At 74.0% G+C, this 25,705-nt stretch carries 19 protein-coding genes; 3 read left to right on the forward strand and 16 right to left on the reverse strand.

From position 1 onward, the window contains the following. Positions 1–43: 43 nt before the first annotated feature. Positions 44–409: a nuclear transport factor 2 family protein gene (locus tag ACWGKI_RS12485; RefSeq protein WP_452187348.1), complete on the reverse strand. Its 366-nt coding sequence runs from the start codon at positions 407–409 to the stop codon at positions 44–46. A gap of 102 nt (positions 410–511) precedes the next feature. On the opposite strand from ACWGKI_RS12485, the gene ACWGKI_RS12490 reads away from it, so the two are divergent. Then, positions 512–1,243 carry a FadR/GntR family transcriptional regulator gene (locus ACWGKI_RS12490; protein WP_452187350.1) on the forward strand — a complete coding sequence of 244 codons (732 nt, stop codon included), beginning with the start codon at positions 512–514 and terminating at the stop codon, positions 1,241–1,243. 52 nt (positions 1,244–1,295) lie between these two features. On the opposite strand, the gene ACWGKI_RS12495 is transcribed toward ACWGKI_RS12490, so the two are convergent. The 13 genes from ACWGKI_RS12495 to ACWGKI_RS12555 form a co-directional block, all read right to left on the reverse strand. After that, a complete protein-coding gene (locus ACWGKI_RS12495) occupies positions 1,296–4,448 on the reverse strand; it encodes an alpha-mannosidase (RefSeq protein ID WP_452187352.1) in 3,153 nt (1,050 codons plus the stop codon). Next, entirely contained in the window at positions 4,432–6,768 is a 2,337-nt protein-coding gene (locus ACWGKI_RS12500) for a glycoside hydrolase family 3 protein (RefSeq protein ID WP_452187407.1), read from the reverse strand. Before ACWGKI_RS12500 ends, ACWGKI_RS12495 begins: the two co-directional genes overlap by 17 nt. Further along, positions 6,765–9,284 carry a glycoside hydrolase family 2 protein gene (locus ACWGKI_RS12505; RefSeq protein WP_452187354.1) on the reverse strand — a complete coding sequence of 840 codons (2,520 nt, stop codon included), beginning with the start codon at positions 9,282–9,284 and terminating at the stop codon, positions 6,765–6,767. Before ACWGKI_RS12505 ends, ACWGKI_RS12500 begins: the two co-directional genes overlap by 4 nt. A 2-nt stretch (positions 9,285–9,286) precedes the next feature. After that, a complete protein-coding gene (locus ACWGKI_RS12510; RefSeq protein ID WP_380244521.1) occupies positions 9,287–10,597 on the reverse strand; it encodes an alpha-L-fucosidase in 1,311 nt (436 codons plus the stop codon). After that, positions 10,594–11,436, reverse strand: coding sequence for a carbohydrate ABC transporter permease (locus ACWGKI_RS12515; RefSeq protein WP_380244522.1), 843 nt, complete (start codon positions 11,434–11,436; stop codon positions 10,594–10,596). The genes ACWGKI_RS12510 and ACWGKI_RS12515 overlap by 4 nt, the downstream gene beginning before the upstream one ends. After that, entirely contained in the window at positions 11,436–12,425 is a 990-nt protein-coding gene (locus ACWGKI_RS12520; RefSeq protein ID WP_452187357.1) for a carbohydrate ABC transporter permease, read from the reverse strand. The genes ACWGKI_RS12515 and ACWGKI_RS12520 overlap by 1 nt, the downstream gene beginning before the upstream one ends. Before the next feature lie 3 nt (positions 12,426–12,428). Continuing rightward, the gene (locus ACWGKI_RS12525; protein ID WP_452187359.1) at positions 12,429–13,844 is read right to left on the reverse strand and encodes an extracellular solute-binding protein; all 1,416 of its coding nucleotides are present in this window, start codon (positions 13,842–13,844) and stop codon (positions 12,429–12,431) included. A gap of 189 nt (positions 13,845–14,033) precedes the next feature. Next, the gene (locus tag ACWGKI_RS12530; protein WP_452187361.1) at positions 14,034–15,206 is read right to left on the reverse strand and encodes an ROK family protein; all 1,173 of its coding nucleotides are present in this window, start codon (positions 15,204–15,206) and stop codon (positions 14,034–14,036) included. A 242-nt stretch (positions 15,207–15,448) separates the two neighbouring features. Then, the gene (locus tag ACWGKI_RS12535) at positions 15,449–15,898 is read right to left on the reverse strand and encodes an RbsD/FucU domain-containing protein (RefSeq protein WP_452187363.1); all 450 of its coding nucleotides are present in this window, start codon (positions 15,896–15,898) and stop codon (positions 15,449–15,451) included. Between the two features lie 2 nt (positions 15,899–15,900). Next, entirely contained in the window at positions 15,901–16,845 is a 945-nt protein-coding gene (locus tag ACWGKI_RS12540) for a fumarylacetoacetate hydrolase family protein (protein WP_452187365.1), read from the reverse strand. A 98-nt stretch (positions 16,846–16,943) separates the two neighbouring features. Further along, positions 16,944–17,966: an aldo/keto reductase gene (locus tag ACWGKI_RS12545; RefSeq protein ID WP_452187367.1), complete on the reverse strand. Its 1,023-nt coding sequence runs from the start codon at positions 17,964–17,966 to the stop codon at positions 16,944–16,946. Beyond that, entirely contained in the window at positions 17,963–18,742 is a 780-nt protein-coding gene (locus ACWGKI_RS12550; RefSeq protein WP_452187369.1) for an SDR family NAD(P)-dependent oxidoreductase, read from the reverse strand. The genes ACWGKI_RS12545 and ACWGKI_RS12550 overlap by 4 nt, the downstream gene beginning before the upstream one ends. Beyond that, on the reverse strand, positions 18,739–19,704 hold the full coding sequence (locus ACWGKI_RS12555; RefSeq protein WP_452187370.1) for an amidohydrolase family protein: 966 nt from the start codon (positions 19,702–19,704) through the stop codon (positions 18,739–18,741). The genes ACWGKI_RS12550 and ACWGKI_RS12555 overlap by 4 nt, the downstream gene beginning before the upstream one ends. A gap of 117 nt (positions 19,705–19,821) precedes the next feature. Here ACWGKI_RS12555 and ACWGKI_RS12560 point away from each other — a divergent pair, with 117 nt between their 5' ends. Both ACWGKI_RS12560 and ACWGKI_RS12565 read left to right on the forward strand, forming a co-directional pair. Beyond that, a complete protein-coding gene (locus tag ACWGKI_RS12560) occupies positions 19,822–21,144 on the forward strand; it encodes an alpha-L-fucosidase (protein ID WP_452187372.1) in 1,323 nt (440 codons plus the stop codon). 175 nt (positions 21,145–21,319) lie between these two features. After that, positions 21,320–22,984, forward strand: a complete 1,665-nt coding sequence (locus ACWGKI_RS12565) for a thiamine pyrophosphate-binding protein (protein WP_452187374.1) — start codon at positions 21,320–21,322, stop codon at positions 22,982–22,984. Between the two features lie 4 nt (positions 22,985–22,988). Here ACWGKI_RS12565 and ACWGKI_RS12570 read toward each other — a convergent pair whose 3' ends face one another. After that, complete coding sequence (locus tag ACWGKI_RS12570) at positions 22,989–23,555, reverse strand: dihydrofolate reductase family protein (RefSeq protein ID WP_380245370.1); 567 nt, start codon at positions 23,553–23,555, stop codon at positions 22,989–22,991. A gap of 159 nt (positions 23,556–23,714) precedes the next feature. Continuing rightward, entirely contained in the window at positions 23,715–25,472 is a 1,758-nt protein-coding gene (locus tag ACWGKI_RS12575) for a M60 family metallopeptidase (RefSeq protein WP_452187376.1), read from the reverse strand. Between the last annotated feature and the right edge of the window lie 233 nt (positions 25,473–25,705).

Raw genomic sequence — 25,705 nt, forward strand, 5'->3', positions numbered from 1 at the left:
CGTCTGGCCCTGTTTCAGCCATGAAACAGGGCCAAACGCCCGCTCACAGCGATGTCTGCTGGTACAGGGCCAGGCGAGGAGCGCCGTCGACGACGACGTAGGTGCTCGCCATGAGGGCGACGAACGGCGCGTCGTCGCCCCGCACCGCCCGCGCCCGGTAGACGAGGGCGGCCGCCTCGGTACCGAGCGGGACGCGCCGGGCGTCGTGGAGCTCGTACGAGTCCCACGACGGCGCGTCGCTCAGGGAGGCGACGACGGCGTCCCGGTCGAGCACCGAGCCGTCGACGAGCACCATGAGCGCCTCCGGCGTCATGAGGTCGCCGTAGAACGCGCCGCCGCGGCGGCCGCACAGCGAGCGCCACCCGTCGTGCTCGAGGGACAGCAGGCGGTCGAGCGAGAGTTCCGACATCGTCCCAGGCTAGGAGCCTCCGCCGGAGCCGCACCCGCACCGCCGCCGGATTCATCGGAGGAATCGGTGCACCGGTCCGCGAACTGGGTCATACTGCACGGCATGTCCCGCACGGAAGAGGTCGTCGACGGAGTCCGCCGCATGATCGTGAGCGGCGAGCTCGGCCCGGGCGACCGGCTGCCGGTGGAGAAGGATCTCGCCGACCGGCTCGGCGTCTCCCGCGGCTCGCTGCGCGAGGGGGTGCGCGCGCTGACCGTGCTGGGCGTGCTGGACACCCGCCAGGGCGACGGCACGTACGTGACCAGCCTCGACCCGGCGCGGCTGATGTCCTCGCTGCAGTTCGTCGTCGACCTGCACGGCGACACCAGTGCCCGGCCGTTCCATGCCGTGCGGCGCGTGCTGGAGACCGAGGCGGCCGGCCTCGCCGCCCACCACATCACCCCCGAGGCCGTGGCGGAGCTGCGCGGCGTCCTCGACGGCGTGGCCGAGGTCGTCGCGGCGGACCCGGTGGACCACGAGGCGTTCATGGCCGCCGACGTCGCGTTCCACCGGATCGTCGCCGCGCACGCGGGCAACCCGGTGCTGGAGGCGCTCGTCGAGGCGCTGGAGGGCCGCACGGTGGGCGAGCGCCGCTGGCGCGGCCGCCACGAGGCGGGGGTCGAGGAGCGCACGCTGCGCGACCACGAGGCGATCTGGCGAGCCCTGGCCGGCGGCGACGCCGAGGCCGCGCGCGTGCGCATGGCCGCGCACCTGCTGGACGTCGAGGAGACGCTGCCGCACGTCCCCGCCGACGCCGACACCGACGCCGGCACCGACACCGACACCGCGGAGTGACCGGACCTCCCGGGCCGCTACCGCCGCCGGGGCCGGTGCCGGTGCCGGGGCGTCAGGCCACGGGCGCCGTCACCCGCAGCGTGACGATCCCGAAAGGCCGCACGACCAGTGTCGCCCCGCACGCGTCGTCCTGTGACCACTCCTCGAAGCGACGGCAGCCGTCGGCCTCGTCCCCGAGCGGCTCCTCGAGCAGGTCGACGCGCGCGACCGTCCCGGGCACGTCGAGCCGGACCCCGACGCTCGCCTGCGCACCGTGCGGCTCGTACAACCGGACGACCAGGTCCCCGCTCCCGTCGTGCGCCAGCTTGACCGCCTCCACGAGCAGACCAGGCCCGTCGACCCGCACCAGGGGTTCGACGGCCGCACCACCGGAGGGCACCGCGCGCGGCGGCAGCGACAGGGCGTAGCCGTCCCGGACGGCGTCGGCGACGGCGGCCCCCGGACGCACGCGATGGACGAACGTGTGCCGGCCGAGGTCGGCCCCGGGGTCGGGGTATCGCGGTCCCCGCAGCAGGTGCAGGTTCACGGTCGTCGTGGTGCCGCCGTCGGGGCGGACCTCGCTCGCGGCGTCGTACCCCTGGGTGGTGCGGTTGGCGATGCCGACCCCGAAGCCGGCGTCCCCGACGTGGACCCAGCGGTGGGCGACGTCGACGAACCGGGCCGACTGCCAGCTCGTGTTGCGGTGCGTGGGGCGGCGGACGTGGCCGAACTGCGTCTCGGCCGCGACCTCGTGCGTGCGCAGGTCGAGCGGCCACGACAGCACGAGGAGCTCCTCCCGCTCGTGCCAGTCCACGACCGTCGTGACCTCGAGCGCACCGTCCACGAGCTCGAGCCGCTGCGACAGCGTGCTCCCCCCGGGCCCGAGGAGGCGCTCGACCACGATCGCGCCGTCCTCGACCCCGACGCGGGCCTCCGGGACGTCCCGGGGCACGCGGTGCGCGTGCGCGTCGATGTCCCACGCGTCCCACCGGTTCGGCAGGTCGCGGAACAGCCGCGCGACGTTCGCGGGTCCCGCCGCGGCGACGGCGTCGCGCCCCGTGGCCAGGTCGACGAGCGCGACCACGTGGCCACCGCCGTCGACGACCACGCGCAGCGCGTCGTCCTGGAGGGTCCACACCGTGCCGTCCGCCTGCACGGGCGGGGAGCCGGCCGCGCGGCGGCGCGGCCCCACGGACAACGGCCCGACGCCGTCGAGGACGACGGGGCTCGGGTTCGCCCACAGCTCCCCCGGCCCGACGGCCGGGGCGTCCGGCGACCTGGTGCCGGCGAGCACGTCCAGCGCGCCCGCGACCAGCTCGGCGCAACGCCGCTGAACGCGGTCCTGGTCACGCGCCGCGTCCTGGTACACCCAGGCGATGGACGAGCCGGGCAGGACGTCGTGGAACTGGTGCACCAGCACGGTGCGCCACAGGCCGCGCAGCTCGTCGAGCGGGTAGGCGGCCCCGGTGCGCCGTGTCGCCGTCGCGCACCACAGCTCGGCCTCGCGCAGCGCCGACTCGCTCCGGCGGTTGTCCGCCTTGAGCCGCTGCTGCGACGTCGACACGCCGCGGTGCAGCTCGAGCGGCATCTCCCCGACCCACACGGGCGAGGTCTCGCCCCGCTCCCGCGCCGCGGCGGCGAGCGCCTCCGACCGGGCGAAGAAGTCCTCGGGGGTGCCCCAGGCCACCCGGGCCGACCCGGCCAGGTCGCGCACGCGCCGCGCCGTCTCGGCGTGCTCGCGCGTCGGGCCTCCCCCGCCGTCGCCCCAGCCGCTCGGCGCGAGGGAGAGCTCGGCGGACACCGTGTCGGAGTCCGCGACGTTCCGCTCCGCGTGCGCGAGCTGACGCGGGGTGAGGTCGCAGTTGTAGTTGTCGACCGGCGGGAAGTGCGCGAGCACCCGCGACCCGTCGATCCCTTCCCAGGTGAACGTGTGGTGCGGCATCCGGTTGGTGTCGTTCCACGACATCTTCTGGGACAGGAAGCGCCGCATGCCCGCGGCCCGGAAGATCTGCGGCAGGGCCGCGGAGTAGCCGAACGAGTCGGGCAGCCACACCTCGCGGCAGCGCACCCCGAGCTCCTCGGAGAACCAGGTGGTCCCCTCGAGGAGCTGGCGCGCCATGGACTCTCCCGACAGCAGCATGGTGTCGGACTCGACCCACATCCCGCCGACCGGGACGAAGCGGCCCGCGTCGACGGCCGACCGGATTCGCTCGAACAGCTCCGGCTCGCTCTCCTGCACCCACGCGAGGTGCTGGGCGGACGAGGTCACGAACGTCGTCTCGGGGTACTCGTCGAGCAGCGCGAGGGCGTTGGCGTACGTGCGCACCACCTTGCGGCGCGTCTCCCGGAACGGCCACAGCCAGGCGGAGTCGATGTGCGCGTGGCCCACGGCCACGACCTCGTGCCCGCCGTCCCCGTTGCCTTCCGCCAGCACCCCGGCGAGCTCCGCGCGCGCCGCGGGGGCGGAGGCACGGAGCAGCTCGGGGGTGGCGACCTGCACGACGTCGAGCATGCGCGCCAGCGCGCGGAGGACCCGGCCGCGACGCAGCCCGGGGCCGGGCAGCACCTCGAGCTGCTCGCGCAGGACGCGCACGTCGCGCCACAGTCCCCACGTGGCGTCGTCCCGCAGCCGCAGGCCCATCTCGCCCCAGGCGTACTGGGGCACGGCGGGCAGGGTCGCAGGGTCACCGAGGGGCGTCGGCGCGAACGTGAATTCCGGGTCCATGACCGGGTTCGCGGCGGCCTCCACCCAGACGTCCACGGGCAGGTCCGCGGACCCTGCCGACCACGCGTCCCACCCGGTGCGGTCCGCGTCCAGGAGGAGCGGCAGGGGGACGCGCCGGTTGTACGGCGAGATGCCCTTGAGCACCCTGCCGTCGTGGGCGCGCGCCGTGCCCTCGGCCTGGAAGCCGGGGGTGTCGCGCGTGAACCCGAGGTCGACCTCCAGGTCGACGCGCGACTCCTCGCCCGCCCACGCCGCCGGTACCGCGCCGCGCAGCCGCAGCCACGTGGTGGACCAGGGCTCGCCCCAGGGCTCGCCCGGAGCCACCGGGTGGAAGGCGTCGTCCGGCAGGGCCAGGACCACGTCGGGCCGCACTGGCTCCCCCGGCTGCGACCAGGCCGTCACGGTGACCGGTGTGCTCGCGGCGTCCAGCGCCGGGGCGAGCCGCTCGTCGACGAAGCGCCGGACGCGGCCGAGGGTCACGTCGTCAGGCTCGAGCCCCATCGACGGTCACCTCCCCGGCGCCGTCCTGCGTGACGTCGAACGACCACCGCCGCCCGGCGAGGGCCACCTCCAGGCGCGCACGTCGCGTACCGAGGACCGCGAGGGGCAGGTCCGGGCGCAGGACGTCGTCGCAGGGGACGCGCACGACGGCGCGTGCCTCGTCCCCCGGCGCGACGCTCACGCGCTGCCACCCGACGACGACGGTGCGCGCCCAGTCCAGGCCGCCGACCCTCCGCGACCGGACGACCAGCAGGTCCTCGCCGTGCCAGTCCCCCGCTCCGTCGTCCCCCAGCGCGGCGCGCACGTCCGCCTCGACGACCACGTCCGCGCCGTCCACCGCGAGCCGCACCCCGTGGACGTCGAGACCGCCGTAGCCGAGGCCGTCCCCGACGCGCGCCAGCACCGGTTCCGGGACGTCGCGGTAGACGCCCTCGGCGGGCATCCGCTCGTCGTCGCGCACCGGGATCGCACCCGGGTGCGCAGGCAGCGTCACCGGCAGGCGGCCCACGGGCTGGCTCTCCCCCAGCAGCAGGTCGGCGATCGCGCGGCCACCGCCTGGCCCCGGGTAGAAGGCGAGGAGAGCGGCGTCGGAGTGCGCGACGACGTCCGTGAGGACGTACGGGCGTCCGGCGAGGACGACGGCGACGACCGGGCCGCGCGCGGCCGCGCGCACCGCGGCGAGCGTCTCGAGCTGCCCGGCGGGCAGGACCGGGGAGGCGATGTCGACGCCTTCGCCGCAGTCCGCGGCGGTCTGCCCGGCGTTCGCACCGTTGTCGGCGAACTCGTCCGTGTAGGCACGATGGCTCGACCCGCCGAGCACGACGACGACCCCGTCCGCCGCGGCGACCGCGGCCATGTCGCCGGCGTCCGCGCGCTCGACCACGACGCCGTGCTCTCCGGCCGACGCGGTCAGCGCGTCCGCGACCGACAGCCGGCGGTCCGCCGCGAGCGGGGCGACGTAGTCGCCGAGCATGGCCTCGACGTCGTCGGCGCGCGGCCCGGTGACGACCCATCGCCCACCGGGGGCGACGGGGAGCGCGGGGCGGGCCGTGCCCGCCGCGGGCTCGTTGCGCAGCAGGACGACGGAGCGCGCCGCGATCGCGAGGGAGAGGTCACCGGTGGCGGGCCCGTCGGCCGGCTGCACCCCCGGACGTCCCGCCGGGGCAGGTCGCGTTTCGTCGACCGGCCCGAGGAGGCCCGACCGCGCCTTGACCGTGAGCACGCGCAGGCACGCCTCGTCCACGGCGTGGGTCAGGAGGTCGGGCGCCTGCGCCACCGCCTCCTGGAGCATCGTGAACGACGTGTCCCACAGCGACAGGTCGACACCCGCGTGGAGCGCCGTGGCGGCCGCGGCCACGGGGTCCCCGACCTGCTCGACGATCCGGTCGACGGCGAGCCCGTCGGCCATGACGAGGCCGTCGAAGCCCCACCGCCCCCGGAGGAGGTCGGTCAGGAGGGCACGGTTCGCGACGCACGGGACGCCGTCGATGTCGTTGTACGCGGCCATGAGGCCGAGCGCCCCCGCGGCGACGCCCGCGCGCGCGGCCGGCAGGTGCAGCTCGGCGAGGTCCCGCGGGCCTAGCGCCGCGGAGTGCCCGTTGCGGCCCCCCGTGCCCGCCCCCTGGGCGGCGAGGTGCTTGAGGACGACACCGACACCGGTGCCGTCGGCCAGCCGCGCCCGGTCGTGCCCCTGCATGCCCACGACGGCGGCCCGGGTCATCCGCGCCGCCAGCGCGGGCACCTCGCCGTAGCACTCCTCCGAGCGGCCCCACCGGGGGTCCTGGAGCAGGTCGAGGGTGGACAGCAGGGCGAGGTGCACGCCGTCGGCGCGCAACGACGTGGCGACCGCCGCGCACGCCTGCTGGTAGAGCTCGGCGTCCCACGTGGCGCCCACGGCCAGGTTCACGGGCAGCAGCTCGGCACCGAGCGCCTGGTGCCCGTGCGGGGCCTCCTCGACGAGCAGCGGGCCCACGTCCTGCCCCGACGCGGCGCGCACCTCGTCGACGACGAGCGCGGCGACCTCGGCCCGCTCCTCGGGCCGGATCCCGTCCTCCCAGCCCCGGCCGGACCACGCGTCGGCGCGGAAGAGGCCGTACAGCGCGCCGAGCCCACCCCACCGGTCGACCTCCTCGCGCAGCAGGTCGGTGGTGCGCCACGCCCCCTGGGGGTCGCGCTCGACGGCCTGCCACCCGAGCAGCCGCTGGTTGAGCTGGCCGACCCGCTCGCGCAGGGACATGCCCGCCATCACCTCGACGGCGCGCCGCCGGGCGGGGTCGGTCCCGGTGCCGTGCACAGGGGGTGCGGAGGTGTCGTGCGTCATCGGTGCCACAGGTCGTTCCTCGTCCTCAGTACGGGTCGTGCGCCGAACGCCGCCGGGTCGGCGGCCTGGGCGCCGGTCACGTCGAGCTCGACGGTCTCGCCAGGGAGCAGGAGCGTCAGCAGGTCGTCGACCCGCGCCGCCGGGTCGAGCCGGTCGACGAGCAGGGCGACGTCGCACGTGACCACGTCCGCCGTGACCCGCACGCGCCAGCCCTGGGGGGTCCTCTCGGCCTCGACCGCCGGGGCGGGGCGGGCCCAGCGCACGCCGTCCTCCCGGCACAGCGCGGACCACGCGCGCAGGCCCTCGCAGTCGGCCACGAGCACCTCGTCGCGGCGCGACCCGGCGAGCGCGACCTGCGGCGGCAGGTCCCGGCGCGCGACGGAGCGGGGGCCGACGTCGACGGTCTGCACCGTCTCCGCCGCGGCGCCCAGCGGGCCGGTCGCGACGTGCACGCGCCGCACGACGACCCGCGCCTGCCACGTCGCGTCGGTGTCGTTGACGAGGACGACCTGGGGTACGCCGTCCCGCGGCTGGATCGAGAGCGTGCGCGGTGCGAACGCCCGGCGCAGCGCGTGCCAGCCGGGCTTGGGCCGCCCGCCGTGGTCGACCACCGACCACGAGATCCCCGGCCACGCGTCGTTGAGCTGCCAGACGAGCATGCCGGCGGTGCGCGGCCACGAGCCGCGCAGGTGGTCGGCGGCGGTGCGCAGGGCGTCGGCCTGGTTGAGCTGGGTGGCCCAGGACCAGTCGTCGACGTCGTCGAGCAGACGGTCGGGGTCGGGGACGTGGCCGTCGAGGCGGCGCACGAGGTGGCGCATGCCGCCGACCTGCCGCTGGCGGGTCGCGAGCGCGTCGCCGCGGACGTCGACCGGGCGCTCGGTGAGCGCGGACGAGAGCGTCGCCCACGTGGGCGGGGCCTGGAAGCCGAGCTCGGCGGCGAAGCGCGGGACGTGGTCGCGGTACGTCGTGTGGTCGTACAGGTTCCACTGGTCCCAGAGGTGGGTCGTGCCCTCCCCGTCGACGTTCGGCCCGACGCCCGTGGTCGAGGAGAACGGGCTCGACGGCACGTACGGGGTGCCGGGGGCCTCCTCGGCGACGACGCGCGGCAGGAGCTCGCGGTAGTACCCCTCGCCCCACGTGCGGGTCCCGACGCGGTCGGGCCAGCCCCAGTCGCTCCAGCCCTGGAGGTTCTCGTTGGAGCCGTTCCACACGACGACGCTCGGGTGCGCCGAGAGGCGGCGCACCTGCTCGCGCGCCTCCGCCTCGACCTCGGAGCGCAGCGGCTCCTCCTCGGGGTAGGCGGCGCACGCGAACGCGAAGTCCTGCCAGACCAGCATCCCCGCGGCGTCGCAGGCCGCGTAGAACGCGTCCGCCTCGTAGACGCCGCCGCCCCACACGCGCAGCATGTTCATGTGCGCGGCGACCGCCTGGCCGACGCGCTCCGCATAGCGGTCGGCCGTCATGCGCGAGATCAGCAGCTCGTCGGGGATCCAGTTCGCGCCGAGCGCGAAGACCTCGCGACCGTTGACCACGACGACGAAGCGTCGCCCGGTCGCGTCGGGCGTCGTGTCGAGGTGGACGTGCCGCAGCCCCACCCGGTGGACCTGCTCCTGGTCCGTCCCGGCGAGCGCGACGGTGACCTCGTGGAGCGTCGGGGCGCCGTACCCGCGCGGCCACCACAGTTCCGCGTCCGGCACGTCGAGGACGATCTCGTCGCGGCCGGTCACCACGTGCCGCGACCGGTGCGCGCCGACCGCGACCTCGACCTCGCCCGTGGCGAGGTCGCCGTCCTGCCCGTCGAGCTCGACGACGACGACCACCCGGCGCCCGGCGAGGTCCGCCGAGACCTCGCCGCGTGCCTGCGACCGCAGCCGCACGCCGGTCCACGACTCGACCCGGGCAGGGCGCCACAGGCCGGCCGAGACCAGCGGGGGCGCCCAGTCCCAGCCCACGCTGGACGCCATGACGCGCAGCCGGTTGTACGGGTAGGCCCAGTCGTACGGGAGCGCACCGTCGTCGGCGGCGAGCATCGCCCGCGCGGCCGAGGAGAGCTCGACGGCGACCCGGTTCACGCCGGGGCGGACGAGGCCGGACACGTCGAGGGCGTACGAGCGGTGCATGTTGGCGGTGACCGCGACGACCTGGTCGTTGACGCGGACCGTGGCGACGGTCGCGAGGCCGTCGAGGACGAGCTCGACGCGGCCCTCCGTGCGGGCGTCCGCGAGCTCGACGTCGGCCTCGTACACCCAGTCGCTCTCGCCCACCCACCGCACGGCCGCGGCGTGGTCGTCGACGTACGGGTCCGCGACGACCCCGGCGGCGAGCAGGTCGTCGTGCACGCAGCCCGGGACCGACGCGGGGATCCCGGCACGCAGCCGCGCGAGGACGTCGTCGGCCGGACCGTCCGCACCGGCGGGGACGGGTCCCGCCAGCCGCACGGTCCAGCCCGGGCCCGTCAGGTCCGTGCGGTGGACCGTCCCTCCGGCAGTCGTGGCGTGCAGGCTCCGGTCGCGCACCGTCAGTCCTCCGGGTAGTCGGTCGGCGCGCTGTAGCCCTCGGGCACCGCCGGGGCGGCTCGGTGACCGGTCCGGAAGACCACCACCTCCGCGAGGCCGGCGCCCGGGCCCTCCAGCTCGATCTCGAGCTCGTTCGTGGCCGGTGCGTCCACGACGTGCACCCGCCCCGCCCCGACGGTCCCGCCGCCCGCCACCACGGTCCCGTCGAGGCGGACCTCGTGGCGCGTGACGCGCTGGCCGTCCGTGAGGTCCTCCCGGACCAGCACGTGGTCGAGCTCGACGGGTTCCGCTCCCAGGTCGACGTGCCACGTGGCGTCCCCGGTGCGGGTGAGGACCGTCGCGACGGGGTGCCCGAACCGCGCCCGGAGCTCGTCGCCGAACGCCGTGACGACCGCGGCGTCCGCCGGGTCGATGCGCCCCCGCCGGTCCGGCGGGACGTTGAGGAGCAGGTTCGTGCCCAGGCCGACGGACCGGTAGTAGATCGCCAGGAGGTGCTCCAGCGACTTGGGCTCGTCGTCCTCCGCCCAGAACCAGCCGCGGCGCACGGACACGTCGCACTCCGGGGGCAGGTACAGCGCCTGCGCGAACTCGGTCGTGACGATCGTGTAGTTGCTCATCTGCGTGTGGTGCACGACGTACTCGACGGGGTCGCTCGCGAGCCCGTCCTCGTTGCCGACCCACCGGATCGTCGGGGCGCCCATGTTGAACACCATCGCCTGCGGCTGGTGCGTGCGCGCGACCTCCATGATGCGCGCCCAGTCGTAGGAGTACCCCTCCGAGCCCGCACCGTCGAACCACAGCTCGACGAGCGGCCCGTACCGCGTGCAGAGCTCCGTGAGCTGGGTGACGTAGACGTCGGCGTACGCCTCCGGGTCCTGGTAGGCCGGGTGGTTCCGGTCCCATGGGGACAGGTACAGGCCGAGGCCGATCCCTGCGGCGCGGCAGGCCGCGGCGACCTCTGCCACCACGTCGCCCTTCCCGTCCCGCCACGGCGAGGAGGCGACGGAGTAGTCGGTGGTCGCGGTCGGCCACAGGCAGAAGCCGTCGTGGTGCTTCGCGGTGAGCACCACGTACCTGGCGCCGGCGGCGACGGCCAGCGCCACCCACTCGTCGGCGTCGAGGTCGGTCGGGTCGAACGACGACGCCGGGAGGGTGCCGTCGCTCCACTCCTTGGCGTGGAACGTGTTGATGCCGAAGTGGAAGAACATGCCCACCTCGAGCTGCTGCCAGCGCAGCTGCTCCGCCGTCGGCACGATGACGTCCGTGGCGGCCTGGGGCGCGACGTCCTGGACGACGTCCTGGTTCGAGGTCACTTCACTGCTCCTGATTCCACACCCTTGAAGAAGTACCGCTGCAGTGCGACGAAGAGCACGAGGATCGGCACGATGGCGATGACGGACCCGGCCATGGTGACGCGCGGGTCGTACGAGAGGGACGAGGCCGCGAGGCGCGACAGACCGAGAGAGAGCGTGTACAGCTCTTCCGAGCGCAGCACGATGAACGGCCACAGGAAGTCGTCCCAGGCGGCGATGAACGAGTTGATGACGACGACGACCATCGCGCCACGCGCCGCAGGCAGGTAGATCTTCCAGAACCGGCGGACCTCGCCGGCGCCGTCGAGCATCGCGGCGTCCTCGACCTCGTTCGGCACGGCGCTGAACGCGGCCCGCGTGATGAGGACGTTGACGGCCGAGATCGCGCCGGGCAGCCAGACGCCGATGAACGAGTCGTCGAGGCCGAGGTCGGTGATCTGGGTGTACAGCGACACCATGATCGACTCGAACGGGAACATCATCGAGATGATCAGCACCCAGTAGAAGACGCCGCGGCCCCGCCAGCCCTGGCGCGAGAGCATGTATCCCGCGAGCGTCGGGAAGACGACCTGCGAGAACACCGTGAGCAGGCACATGATCAGGCTGTTGCGGATGTACGTGCCCATCGGCACCTGCGCGAACACGGTCTGGTAGGCCGCGAACGTCGGGTGCGCCGGGAAGAAGGTCGCGTCGCTCCCGTACAGCGCGTCCTGCGGCCCCTTGAGGGACGAGAAGAGCTGCCACAGCAGCGGGCCCACGGAGATCGCGAGCACCACCAGCAAGAGCACGTACCGCGTCACGAGCGCGCGGGTGCGCCCGCGCGTGCGCCACCAGGTCATCAGTCCTCCTCCTTGGAGCCGAGCTTGTGCGACGCGACCGCGAGACCGATCGTCAGGACGAACAGGGCGACGGAGATCGCCGCGCCGTAGCCGACGTTCCCCGAGATCGGGTCGAGCGCGACGTCCCGGATGTAGAACGGCAGGGTCCGCGCCTGGCCGCCGACGCCGCCCGTCGCGCCGCCGAGGATGTAGATCTCGGTGAACACGCGCAAGGAGCCGATGCCCGACATGATGCCGACGAGCAGCATCGTGAGGCGGACGCCGGGGACCGTGACGTGCACGAACTGGCGGAAGGTGCCGGCGCCGTCGAGGGACGCGGCCTCGTAGAGGTCCTTGGGCACGCTGGCCAGCGCCGACAGGTAGAAGATCATGTACCAGCCGAGGCCCTTCCAGACCGTCAGCGCGATCGCCGTGAGGAGCAGCAGCGTCGTGTCCGAGAGGAAGGGGATCGGGGAGTCGATGATCCCGACCTGCTTGAGCGCGGTGTTGATCGGCCCGTTCTCGGACACGAGGTTCTGCCACACCAGCGCGACCGCGACCATCGACGCGACCACCGGGGCGTAGAACGCCGTCCGGAAGAACCCGATGGCGGGGACCTTCTTGTACACGAGCTGCGCGAGCATCAGCGGCAGGACGACGAGCAGCGGGACCGCGACGACCGCGTAGAGCACCGAGTTGCGCACCGCGAGCCAGAAGGCCGGGTCGCCCACCATGCGGGAGTAGTTCTCCAGGCCGACCCAGTCGCCACCGCCGCCGAGCGGCCGGGCGTCGGTGAAGGACAGCACGATGGTGTTGAGGAACGGGAAGACCCCGAACACCCCGATGACGATGATCGCCGGCGCGACCCACAGCCAGGGGGTCCACCAGGGCCGGTAGATCGCGGCGCCCGAGGTCGGACGCGGACGGCGGGTGCGTGCCCGGCTGGGCCGGGCGGCCCTGGCCGCCGGCTCACCGGCGGCCAGGGTCCCCGCGTAGACGTCGGTCGCCATCGGTCAGCCCTGCTGCTCGAGGATCTGGTTCGCGGCGTCCTCGGCGGCCTGGAGCGCCTCGTCGACCGGCTTCTTGCCGGAGATCGCGAGCTGCAGCTCGGAGACGACCGCGGTCTGCACGGCGTCCGACCACGCGAAGATGAAGGCGTTCTCGGCGTCCGTCGCGGCCTCGACCGACAGGCGGTTGGCCTCGTCGAGCGGCGAGTCGCCGGTGATGTCCGTGAACTTGGGGATGTCCAGCGACTCCTCCGTCGAGGGGAAGTTGGAGATCAGCGGGCTGGACACGAACTCCGTCTGCCACTCGGGGCTCAGCATGAACTGCGCGAAGGCGACGGCCGCGACGGGGTTCTTCGACGTCGACGGGACACCGATGAGCTGGCCGTCCTGGAACGCGTGGCCGCGTGCGTCGAACAGCGTGGCGACGCCCGTGGTGTCGTAGGTCGCCTCGTTCGTGTCCTTCACGTAGCGCAGGAAGGAGGCGTTGGTGGAGCCCCACACCACGTCACCGGCGGAGTAGAGCTGCGTGACGTCCACGTCGCTCGAGAGGGTGTCGCGCGGGAGCGCGCCCTCGGCGTACAGCTTCGCGTACTTCGTCAGCCACTCCTGGATCTTCGGGTCGTCCGCGAACGTGAACTCGGTCTCGTCCGCGTTCGTGATCTGCGCGTTCATGAGCTGCCAGTCGTTCGGCACGTGGGTGTACGGGTTCGCGGGGAACGCGTAGTACTCGCCGCCCGACTTCTCGGCGATCTGGCTCGCCATGTCGAGCTGCTCCATGACCGTCGACGGCGGGGCCTCCGGGTCGAGGCCAGAGTCCTTCATGAGGTCCTTGTTGAACGTCTGCAGGCCGTTCAGGCCCCAGTACCACGGGAGGACGTAGTGGTCGTCGTCGCCGGGGAACTTCTGCGACTCCCACACCGACTGGATGAAGGGCGCGCCGATGTCCTCAGGGCCCTTGGTGGTGAGGTCGAGCAGGAAGTTCTCGCGGTAGAGCGCGTACGCGGTCGTCTGGTTGAGGTTGACGACGTCGGGCAGGTCGCACGACTGCGCGTTGGTCACGAGGCGCTGCGTGAACTCGGCGTCGCCCGGGTCGTCCTGCCACTTCACCGTGACGTCCGGGTACTTCTTCTCGAAGGCGGCGATGAGCTTCTCGAAGTACGGGCTGAAGTCCTGCTTGAGCGCCGTGGTCTGGAAGGTGATCTCGCCGGACGGCTCACCCGACAGCCGCTGGTCGGAGGTCACCTCGTCCGAGAGCTCGCACCTGCCGGCCGTCGTCGGCCTGCCGTCGGCTCCGACCGCGTCGGAGCCGCCGCCGATACCGCACGCCGACAGGGCGAGGGAGGCGACGACGAGGCCGGCGGCGCCGCTCGTGAGCGTGCGGCCGCGGCGGCGAGGTCGAGACGTGAGGGTGTGGGTGCGCATGGTGGTGTCCTGCCGTTCCTCGTGAGGTTTCTGCCCGACGGTGGGCCGACCTGGAAGTGGTCCGTGGTGTTCCTCAGGTGTGGTGGTCGCGGGCCGCCCGGTCGGTTCAGGCTCTCGGTCCCGCTGGCCGTCGCCCGAGGTCGTTCTCGTGCGTCGTGCGTGGTGGTCTGCGGTCGTGGGGTGGTCGTGTCAGGGTTCGCGCAGCTCCGGCCAGGTCCGGACGGGAGCAGCGACCGCCCCGATCCCGTAGACGGACTCCCGCGCGGCCTCGCGCAGGAGGGTCAGCGCGCCGCGGACCACCCCACCCGGCCCGAGGGTCGACGGGACCACCTCGGTCCGCAGCGGGGACTCCGCGCGCAGCAGCTCCTCGACCTCCGCGGCGAACGGCTCGGCCCCTGCCGTGCCGACGGTCCCTGCGAGGACGACGCGGTGCGGGTCGACCACGGTGGCGATCGTCGTGACGACGACGGCGACGCGTCGCGCCGCCTCGCGCCGGAACGCACGGACCGCCTCCGACGGGTCCTGGTCGCCGAGCGCCTGCTCCGGCGAGGTCCCCTCGAGCCCCAGCCCGTCGAGCACGTCCTGGAGGGCTGCCGAGCCGACGAGGCTCTGGAACCCCGCGGACGACGAGCCGAGCCGACCGCCGCCCGTCGTCGGCGCGAGCCCGATCTCGCCCGCGTACCCGTGCGCGCCGCGCAGCAGCGTGCGGCTGACGACGGTCGCGGCGCCGATGCCCTCGTCCAGGCGCAGGAGGGTGAAGCTCTCGACGCCTGCCGCGTTGCCGCTCTCGGCCTCGGCGAGCGCGGCGAGGTTGACGTCGTTCTCGAGCGCGACGGGGCAGCCGAGCCGTGCGGCGAGCCGTCCCCGCTGCCCGGCGCGCCACGCCGGGTGCCCGGAGACGAAGTCCATGTCTCCCTGGGGGTCCACGACACCGGGCGTGCCGGCGAGCACCTGCCACAGGGCGGACGGCTCGATCCCGGCCTCCGCGCACGCGGCGGCGACCGCCTCGGCCACGGTCTCGGCCGGGTCGTCGCCGTGCTGCGGGACGCGAACGTCGGACAGCGCGGCGCCGGACAGGTCGGACACGACGGCGTGCACGAACCGGCCCGGCTGCATCTCCACGCCTGCGACATGGCAGAGGTCGGTCACCGCGCGGAAGTGCACCGCGTTCGGCCCCCGCTGGGCTGACGAGACCTCGCCGACGGGCGTGACGAGCCCGGCCTCGACGAGCCGGACGACGAGCTCGCCCGTCGACGGCTTCGACAGGCCCGTGACCTTGCTGATCGTGGCCCGGGAGGCCGACTGGTGCTCGAGCAGGAGGTCGACGACCATCCGCTCGTTCACCGACAGGGATTTCCGCATCTTCGCGACCATCTCGTCCGGGCGGCCGGGTGGCCGCTATGGATACTTTTAGCCAGCCTACCTGATAGATAACCGCCCGTGAACCCCCGAGAGCTTCAAAGATCCGATGACCGGCGTCGGCAGCCGCCCGGCCGAAGCGCTGAGGTGGCGTCTTCGCAGGTCACGGCGAGGTCGGGCCGGACACAGCAGTGCCCCGATTCCTCTGACGAATCGGGGCACCGCGAGGCTCGGGCTGTCGAGCGCTACCCGGTCGGGCTGCGGACGCCGATCGTGAGGAGCAGGTTGGCGTAGACACGCTGGTCGCCCGTGGCCACCAGCAGGGCGACGTCGTCGGACCTGGCGGCGTCGTAGAACGCGAAGCGGTCCAGCTCGTCCCACCCGAGGTCGGGCCCGAGCATCGCCCGGTACCCCGTGTGGGCGGGGATCTCCTCGCCCGCGGCGACGACGTCGCCCGCCACGCCGCCGGGCACCATGACGGCCGCCGACTCGATCGGGACGGCGTCCAGCAGCACCTCCAGCACCTGGTCCACGGTGAGCAGGCCGGGGCGCAGGTTGAGGTGCACGCGCGCGGCGCCGGGCCGGGCGCCCGTGGAGTGCGGGTAGTTGGCGTCGGCCAGCAGGACTCGCGACCCGTGCCCCGCCGCGGCGAGCGCCGCGACGAGGCCAGGGTGCAGCAGCTCGTAGCGCAGCACGGTCAGCCCACCGGCAGGTGTCGTTCGGCAGGGGCGGCCGTGGTCGGCACCTGCGGGGGCCGACCGTGCGCCGGAGTGCCGATCGAGGCCTCGAAGCGGTGGCGCTGGCGGCCGAGGCCCTCGATCTCCACCTCGACGACGTCGCCGTCGGCCAGGTAGGGGAAGCGGCCGGAGAGCGCTACGCCCTCGGGCGTGCCGGTGCAGATCAGGTCGCCCGCCTCGAGCGTCATGTACTGCGACAGGTGGTGCACGATCGCCGCGACGTCGAAGATCATGTCGGCCGTGGACGAGTCCTGCCGGGGCTCGCCGTTGACCGACGACCGCAGCCGCAGGTCCCCGGGGTCGACCTCGTCGGCGGGCACCAGCCCCGGCCCGGTGGGCAGGAACGCGGGGCCGCACTTGCCCTTCGACCACTGCCCGAGCGAGTCGTCGAGCTGCCAGGCCCGCTCGCTCACGTCGTCGACGACGGTGTAGCCGGCGACGTGCTCGCGGGCGGCCTCCACCGACGGCAGGTAGCTCGCCTGCCGTCCCACGACGATCGCCAGCTCGACCTCCCAGTCGACCTTCTCGGACCCGGGCGGGACGGGCACGGTGTCGTCGGGTCCGACGACGGTGTTGGGGTGCTTGAAGAAGATGATCGGCAGGCGCGGGGGCTCGGCGCCGGACTCCCGCGCGTGCGCGGCGTAGTTCTGCCCCACGCACACGACGGCGGTGGGCCGCGCGATCGGGGCGCCGCGCCGCAGGGCGGCCGCGCCGTCGAGCACGGGGAGCTCGCCCGCGGCCAGCGCGGACCGGGTGCGCGCGATGCCGTCGGCGGCGAGGAACTCGCCGTCGATGTCCCCGCTGCGGGCGAGGGCGGCGGTCAGCGGTCGCAGGTCGTAGGTGACGTCGTCGGCCTCGACGGCGGGGATCTCCTGGCCCACCGGGCCCAGGCGGAGCAGCTGCATCGGTGTCCTCTAGTTCTCTCTGGGGGGCGCGTCGATCATGCGCCCGTGTCGCGGTCCGGTCACTTCCGTCCCGCCATGCGGGCGCCCGGGCAGTCGTGTCAGGCGAAGGCGGCGGGGTGGGCGTCGGGGGTCAGGAGCCCCTGGGCGACGAGGTCGTCCCACAGGTCGGTCGGCACGGCGGCGGTGTGCCGGTCGACGGCCTGGCGCACCTGGTCGGCGGTGCGCAGCCCGACGACGGTGCTCGCGACCGCGGGGTGGGTGCGCACGTAGGCCAGCGCCGCCTGCGGCAGGGTGACGCCGTGCTCGCCGCACACCGCCGCGACCCGTCGGGTGCGGTCCAGCACCGCGGCGGGCGCCTGGCCGTAGTCGTAGGTCGCGTCGTCGGGCACCGTCTCGCGGGCGAGCAGCCCGGAGTTGTAGACGCCCGCGACGACGACGGCCGCGCCGCGCTCCACCGCCGCCGGGAGCAGGTCGGCCAGCGCCGGCTGCTCCAGCAGTGTGAACCGGCCGGCGCACATCACCACGTCGACGTCGGTCTCGCGCACGAACCGCGCCAGCATCGCCGACTGGTTCATCCCGGCCCCGACGGCGCCGACCACGCCCTGGTCGCGCAGCTCCAGCAGAGCGGGCACGGCCTCGGCGAACGCCTGCTCCTCGTGGTCGTCCGGGTCGTGCAGGTACACGACGTCGACGCGGTCCAGGCCGGTGCGCTCCAGGCTCGCCTCCAACGAGCGCAGCACGCCGTCGCGGGAGAAGTCCCACGCGCGCCGGGTGGCGGCCGGCACGTCGAAGATGTCGTCGTCGCGCCGGTCCGCTGTCTCGGGCGACGGCACCAGCAGGCGTCCGGCCTTCGTCGAGACCACGAGCTCGTCCCGCGGCAGCCCGCGCAGCACCGCGCCCACGCGGCGCTCCGACAGCCCGAGGCCGTAGTGCGGCGCCGTGTCGACGTACCGCACCCCGGCCGCCCAGGCGACGGCGAGCGCGTCGGCGGTCTCCTCGTCGGTGGTCGCCCGGTACAGGTTGCCGGCCTGCGCCGCCCCGTACCCGAGGCTGGTGAGCCGCACCCCCGTGGAGCGGATCTCGCGGGTCGGCAGCACCGGGGAGCCGTCCGCCGCGCTCATGCCTGCTCCGGCGGGCGCACGCGCAGGTCGTGCATGCCGCCGTCCACCGCGAGCGCGGTGCCCGTGGTGGAGGTGGCCAGCGGGCTCGCCAGGTAGCAGACGGCGTGCGCCACGGCCTCGGGGCTGACGAGCCGCCCGGTGGGCTGGCGGGCCTCCAGCGCGGCGCGCTCGGCGGCCGGGTCGGGCGCGGCGTCGAGCAGGCGACCCACCCACGGGGTGTCGACGGTGCCGGGGTTCACGCAGGTCACGCGGATCCCGTCGCGCACGTGGTCGGCCGCCATCGCCAGGGTCAGGGCCTGCACGGCGCCCTTGCTCGCGGAGTACAGCGCCCGCTGGGGCAGGCCCGACCACGACGCGATCGACGCCATGTTCACGACGGCCGCGTGCTCCGAGTCCCGCAGGTGCGGCAGCGCGGCGCGCGTCACGCGCACGATGCCGAGCACGTTGACGTCGAGCACGCGCAGCCACTCGGCGTCGTCGTTGTCCGCGACGGTGCCCTGGGCGCCGATGCCGGCGTTGTTCACGACGACGTCGATCCCGCCGAGCGTGGCGGCCGCGGCGTCCACGGCCGCGCGCACGCCGGCGTCGTCGGTGACGTCCGCGACCTCCGCGCCCGCACCCTCGGGCACGCCGTCACGGGTGCGGTCGATCGCGACCACGTGCGCGCCGCGCGCCAGGAGGGCTCGCACGACGGCGGCGCCGATACCGGATGCTCCCCCGGTGACGACGGCGCGGATGCCGGCGAACTCCGGCAGGGTCTCGGTGGGGGTGGTCACGGGTGCTCCTTCGTGCGGGTGGTGGGGTGATCGACCAGATCGACCGTGAGGCCGTAGGTGGTCACGGCGGTCCGGCCGCGCACGGCGGCGCGCTCGGCGGGGGCGAGGCCGGACAGCAGCTCGTCGGCGGCCGCGAGCCAGCGCCCGTAGCCGGAGGCGAGCAGGCACACGGGCCAGTCGCTGCCGAGCAGCAGCCGGTCGGGACCGAAGACGTGCAGCGCGTGGTCGGCGACGGGCCGCAGGTCCGCGGGGGTCCAGGTGTCCCAGCGGGCCTCGGTGACCAGGCCGGACAGCTTCGCGACGACGTTGGGCCGCGCCGCGAGCGCAGCCAGGTCGCGGCGCCAGACGTCGAGGGCGGCCGGGTCTCCGGGGCGTCCCTCGGCGTCGGGCATGGTCGCGGCGACCGGCGGCTTGGCGAGGTGGTCGAGCACGAACCGCACGTCGGGCAGCGCGGCCGCCAGCCGGGCGCACGCGGGGAGCTGGTCGGCCCGCACCACGAGGTCGAAGGGCAGGCCCGCGGCGCCGACGGCGGCGATGCCGGCGTGCACGTCGGGGCGGTCGAGGTAGTCGTCGGGCTCGGCCTGCACCATCGTGCGGATCCCGACGAGCCGGTCGCCGCCGGGACGTTCCCTGAGGGCGGCGAGCCGGTCCTCGAGGTCCGGGGCGAACAGGTCCGCCCAGCCGACGACGCCGGCGACGCGCGCCTCGCGCCCCTCGGCCGACGACGCGACCTCCAGCAGGTCGTCGGTGTCGCTCCAGCTGCTGGCGGTCTGCACGACGACGGTGGCGTCGACGCCGTGCGCGGCAGCGGGCAGGTCCGCGGGCGTGAAGTCGGCGTCGATCGCCGCCATGGTCCGGGGGTCGATCCAGTCCTGCGGGGTCCGCGCGCGGACCCACAGGTGGTGGTGCGCGTCGACGACGACGTCGGACATGCGGGCTCCCTCGACCTCCAGGCGATTCATCTAACCTATAGGCCGCTCGTCGCCTTGCGCTACCCCCGACCGCGGCCGATAGGCTGCATCAGCACGCCCGATACGTCATATCTCTATCGGCTCGCCCGCTCGACGAGGAGTGATCCCATGATCCCGGCCGCCCCGCCCCTGCGCCCCGAGCAGGCCTGGTTCACGGAGGCCCGCTTCGGCCTCTTCGTGCACTTCGGCCTCTACTCCGCCGCCGCACGGCACGAGTGGGTGATGAGCTTCGAGAAGCAGACTGCCGAGCAGTACGCACGCTACGCCGAGGTGTTCGACCCGGACCTGTTCGACGCGCGCGCCCTCGTGCGCGCCGCGAAGGACGCCGGGATGAAGTACGTGGTGCTGACCACCAAGCACCACGACGGCTTCGCCCTGTGGGACACCGCCGTCAGCGACTGGTCGATCGCCCGGACCCGCGGCCGCGACCTCGTGGCCGAGCTGGCCGCGGCCGTCCGTGCCGAGGGCCTGCACCTCGGGCTGTACCACTCGCTGCTCGACTGGCACCACCCGGACTACACGATCGACGCCAACCACCCCCGCCGGGACGACGCCGACGCGCACGCGCAGAACGAGGGCCGCGACATGGCCCGGTACCGCGAGTTCCTGCACGCGCAGGTGCGCGAGCTGCTCACCGGCTACGGGCCCGTGGACTACGTCTTCTTCGACTTCACCGACCCCGACGACCGGGGTGGCTGGCCGGGCAAGCACGCCGAGGACTGGGACGCCGAGCGCCTGCTCGCGATGGTCCGCGAGCTGCAGCCGCAAGCCGTCGTGAACGACCGCCTCGGCCTCCCGGGCGACCTCGTGACCCCCGAGCAGTACCAGCCGGACGAGCCCATGCGGGACGACGCGGGCGAGCTCGTCGTCTGGGAGGCCTGCCAGACGCTCAACGGGAGCTGGGGGTACGACCGCGACAACACGAGGCTCAAGGACCCGGACCTGCTGGTGCGGATGCTCGTCGACACCGTCTCCAAGGGCGGGAACCTGCTGCTCAACGTCGGCCCCGACGGGCGCGGAGCGATCCCGGCACGCGACACCGCCGCCCTCGCGGCCCTCGGGGAGTGGACCCGCCTGCACGGGCGGTCGATCACCGGCGCGGGCCCCGCCGACGCCGACCTGGCGGCCGCCGTCACACCCGGCCTGCCGCCCGGCGTCGTGCTGACACAGCGGGGCGACCGGCTCTACCTGCACCTCTTCGCGTGGCCGTTCGGGCACGTGCACCTGCGCGGCCTCGCCGACCGTGTCCGGTACGTCCAGCTGCTGAACGACGGGTCCGAGCTGCGGACGTCCCGCACCGACCCGGACCAGAAGGCGTGGAACACGAACCCGGGAGGCCAGCCGGCCGGCACCCTCACCCTGCACCTGCCGACCGTCCGGCCCGACGTCGCCGTCCCCGTGATCGAGCTGTTCCTCGACCCCGCGGCCTGACGCCGGCACCCCGGCGGCAGGGCCTGGGCTATGCTCGCGACCGTCGAGGCGGCTCGCGCCGCCTGCGCTCGAAAAAGGGGCGCGCGGCAGCCCGGTCACCGGTGACCGGCGCCGGGCTCGCACGGGACACATACGGACCGCACCACTCATCCGTCACTGTTCCCCTGGAGGCCCCGTGCCCACCGTGTCCGCCCATGTCGCCCGCACCCTCGCCCAGCACGTCGACCACGTCTTCGGGGTCATGGGCAACGGCAACGCGTGGTTCCTCGACGACGTCGAGCGCACGACGTCGGCGCGCTTCACCGCCGTGCGGCACGAGGCCGGCGGTGTGGTCGCGGCCGACGCCTACTTCCGCGCCTCGGGACGCATCGCGGCCGCCACCGTCACCTACGGCGCCGGGTTCACCAACACGCTGACCGCGCTGGCGGAGGCCGCGCAGGCGCGCGTGCCGCTGGTGCTGCTCGCGGGGGACGAGCCCACGTCCGGCCCCCGGCCGTGGGACGTGGACCAGATCGCGCTCGCGGCGGCGGTCGGCGCCCGCACCTATACCGTCGGTCGAGCCGACGCCGCCGCGACCACCGTCATCGCGATCGAGCACTCGCTCACCTACCGGGTGCCCGTCGTGCTCGCCATCCCCTACGACGTCGCCGCCCTCGAGGCGGGACCGGTCCCCGACGCGCCGCAGCCCGTGCTGCCGGGTCCGCTCGCGCCGGCCGGACCGTTCGACGCGGCCGCGATCACCGACCTCGCGCGCTCCCTAGCCGGCGCGGAGCGGCCCCTGCTGCTCGCGGGCCGCGGCGCCTGGCTGGCCGGCGCGGGCGAGGTGCTCGGCGAGCTCGCCGCGGCGACCGGGGCCCTGACCGCGACGACGTCGCTGGGCCGCGGCGTCTTCCCGGACGGACGCTACGACCTGGGCGTCGCCGGCGGCTTCGGCGCCGAGGGTGCCATGGCGCTGGTGCGCGAGGCGGACGTCGCCGTCGTGCTCGGCGCCTCGCTCAACCAGTTCACGATGCGGTTCGGGGACCTCTTCTCGCCGGGGACGCGGATCGTCCAGGTCGACGTCGCGCCCGCGGCGACCCACCGGCACGTCGGCGGCTTCGTGCGGGGCGACGCCGCCCTGGTGGCCCGCGCCCTCGTCGACGAGCTGCGGACGCTCGGCGCCGTGCCCTCCGGCTGGCGCGAGACCGTGGACGTCGCCGCGGCCCGGGCGTACGACCCGGGCGCCGCCGACGGCCTCGCCGCGGACGGCCGCCTCGACCCGCGTGCCGTCGCGCACCGCCTCGGTGCCCTCCTCCCCACGGACCGGGTGGTCGTCTCCGACGGCGGCCACTTCATCGGCTGGGCCAACATGTACTGGCCCGTCGCCTCCCCTGACCGGATGATGATGGTCGGCACCGCCTACCAGTCCATCGGCCTCGGCTTCCCCGGGGTCGCCGGCGCCGCGGCAGCCCTGCCCGACGCCGCCGTGGTGCTCACCACCGGAGACGGCGGCGGGCTCATGGCCCTGGCCGACCTCGAGACCGCGGTGCGCACGGCGGGCGGGCGAGGCATCGGGGTCGTGTGGAACGACGCCGTGTACGGCGCCGAGGTGCACGTCTACGGTCGGCAGGGCCTCGCCGAGGAGCCCATGCGCATCCCCGAGACCGACTTCGCCGCGCTCGCCGCCGCCGTCGGCGCCGAGGGCGTCGTGGTCCGCTCGCTCGCCGACCTCGACCGGCTCGCGTCGTGGACCGCGGAGCCGGTGGAGGAGCGCCGCTTCCTCATGCTCGACTGCCGCGTCTCCCCCACCGTCGTCGCGCCGTACCAGGAGGAGATCCTGCGGGTGAACCGCACGCGGTAACCGCTCAGCGGTCGCCGGGCGGCCCGTCGAGCACGGTCGGGGCGTACTCGAGCAGCTGGAGGCGCCCGTCGAGGGTCCGGCTGTCGAGGAGCTCCAGCGCGACGTCGGGCCACCCGTCGTACATGCGGTCGCCGCCCGTGGCGCCGTTGACCACGGGGAAGACGACCACGCGGTACCGGTCGACCAGGCCTGCCGCGAGCAGCGCCCGGCACAGGCTGGGGCTCCCCACCGTGCGGAGCGGGACGTCGTCCTCCTTCATCGCACGCACCGCCTCGACGGCGTCGCCCGCGACCAGCGTCGTGTTCGCCCACGGGAGCGGCTCGCTCAGCGTGCGGGAGAAGACGACCTTCCGGCGCGCGGTGAGCTCGGCCATCTCCTCCTCGCCCGTCTCGGCGAAGCCGGCGAACAGCCGGTAGGTGGTCGCGCCCATCAGCGTGACGAAGTCGGCCGCGCCGTCCGCCTCGAGGAACGCGAAGTAGTCCGGCCCGCCCATGCCCCACAGCCCGGGCCAGCCCTCGGCGGAGCCGTACCCGTCGAGCGAGGTGATGTAGTCGATCATCAGGTCGGCCATCGCGGGCCCCTTCTGGACGCCGTGCCGTGCGGTCGCTCCCCCAGTATCAGCGCCCGGCCGCGCCGTCGCGCGGGCTCGGGTTCGCCCGCCACGGCGCGCACGAGGTAGCCCTCCCCCCGACCCGGCGGGCGGGCACCTCGTGCGCCTCTTCGCCGCGCGTCAGCTCGGGTACTTCGCCAGCGCCGCCTTGGTCGCGACGTCGGGCTTGAGCCCCCACTTCTGGAAGTAGCTGGTCAGGTTGCGCTGCGCAGCCTCACCCGAGGTGACCATGAAGCGCTGCTGCAGCTCCGGGATCGTCCCGTTGTCGGGAACACCTGCGGCGGCCTGCTTGCGGTAGAGGCGGTTCAGCCTCGGGTAGAAGTCCCGGCCGTACGTGGTGTCCAGGCCGAAGAACATCGCGTACCTGACGCCGTTCGCGGCGGTGGTGAAGTCGCGCTCGGACTCCGGCAGGGCCAGGAACGCCTTGATGTCTTCCTGGTGCCCGTTGTAGAGGGTGCTCTTCCCGCCCAGGTCCGTCTTGATGATCTCCGCGGCGATGTTCACCGTGATCTCGCCCATGCCCGGCCACTTGTAGGCACGCACCTGGTAGGTGTGCCCCACCTCGTGGAAGAAGCCCCACATGTCCACCATCGGCCCGAAGAGCTCGCCCAACGCGCCGCCCGTCTGGAACGTGACACGCTCGTCCGTCGCGGACGCGCCTCCGGCGCCCGTGCTGGGGTTGGCGATGTAGACGCGGCCCGCCGACCGGTGGTGCAGGCCGGACTCCGTGCGGGACAGGCCGTAGACGACGTCCGTGCGGTCGACGACGTCGTCCCAGTTCCGCACGTTCTTCGAGGTCAGGCCGAACCGGTCGATCGTGGACCGCTGGAAGGTGCCCAGCACGCGCTCGCCCTGCACCAGCACGATGGGCGAGTCCTTCCACCGCGCGAGGTCCTGCTCGAACTGCGCCTCGGTGGTGTTGCCGAGGGTGAAGGTCGGCATGGGCCTGCCGCCGTCGACGGTCGCGGGGACCGGCTTGCCGGTCTTGTACGCCAGAGCGACCATGCCGTCGATGGGCGCGGTGATGGTCGTGGTGCCCGTGATGTCCTGCGTCTTGAGGCCGGTGCTCTTTCCGTCGTTGAGGCCGGGGTACGGGCTGTACTGCCCGATCACGACCTGCATGGACACGCCGGCGGGCAGCGTCACGGTGAGCTTGTCCCCCTTGAGGACGTAGCGCCCCACCGGCTCGGACGTGTTGTGACGCATGTTCCGGTTCTCCCGGATGCGGTCCGCATACGCGTCCCCTCGCGCCTGGACGGTGAGCCGTGACTCCGTCTCGCCGACGGTGAGGTCGTTGCTCCCCGGCGCGAGCTGCGACGCGACGACGTGCGCGCCCTCGTACCGCGGCGTGTCGCCGGCCCGGCCGTCCACCAGGGCGACCTCCACGAGCTGCCCGGCCTTGATACCTCCTCGGGACACGGTCACGTACCCGTCCGAGACCTTGGTCCCGACGTAGTACTGGCCGCCGTCGTAGATCTCCCCGGCGTACGTGCCGTCCACGAAGAGCATCACCCGTTGCGTGGACCGGTACAGCGCCTCCGGCATCTGGAACGTCGCGAGACCGTCGACGACACGCAGGTTCGTGCTCTTCCCCCAGGCCACCGTGGACGCCAGGATCTCCGCGTCGCCGTACGCCACGCGCTGGCCGGGTGCGCCGTCCACCAGCGCCACCTGCACGACCTGGCCGGGCGCGATGCCGCCGCGTCGCAGCGTCGTCACCCCTCCGGACGTCGACGTTCCCAGGTAGTACTGGCCGCCCTCGTAGGTCTCCCCGGCGTACTCACCATCCACGTACAGCATGACGCGTTGCGTGGAGCGGAACAGGGCCTCCGGGAGCGTGAACTGGGCCAGCCCGGCCTCGTCCACCCAGACCGTCACGTCCGCGCTGCTCCACGCCGACCCGGACTCTGCCGACACCAACGCTGCCGACACCGAGGTGGCTGACGTCGCCCCGGAGGCCGACGCCGCGTGCGGCGCCACCACTAGTCCACCGACCGCTACAGACGCCGTCGCGAGCGTCGCCATGACGACCGACCTGTTCCTTCGCACCGTGCGCATGGTTCTCCTGCCCGTCGAGCCGGCCCCGGTGGCCGGGTTCTTCCTCGCAGTCT

This window comes from Isoptericola sp. NPDC055881, from assembly GCF_053615895.1.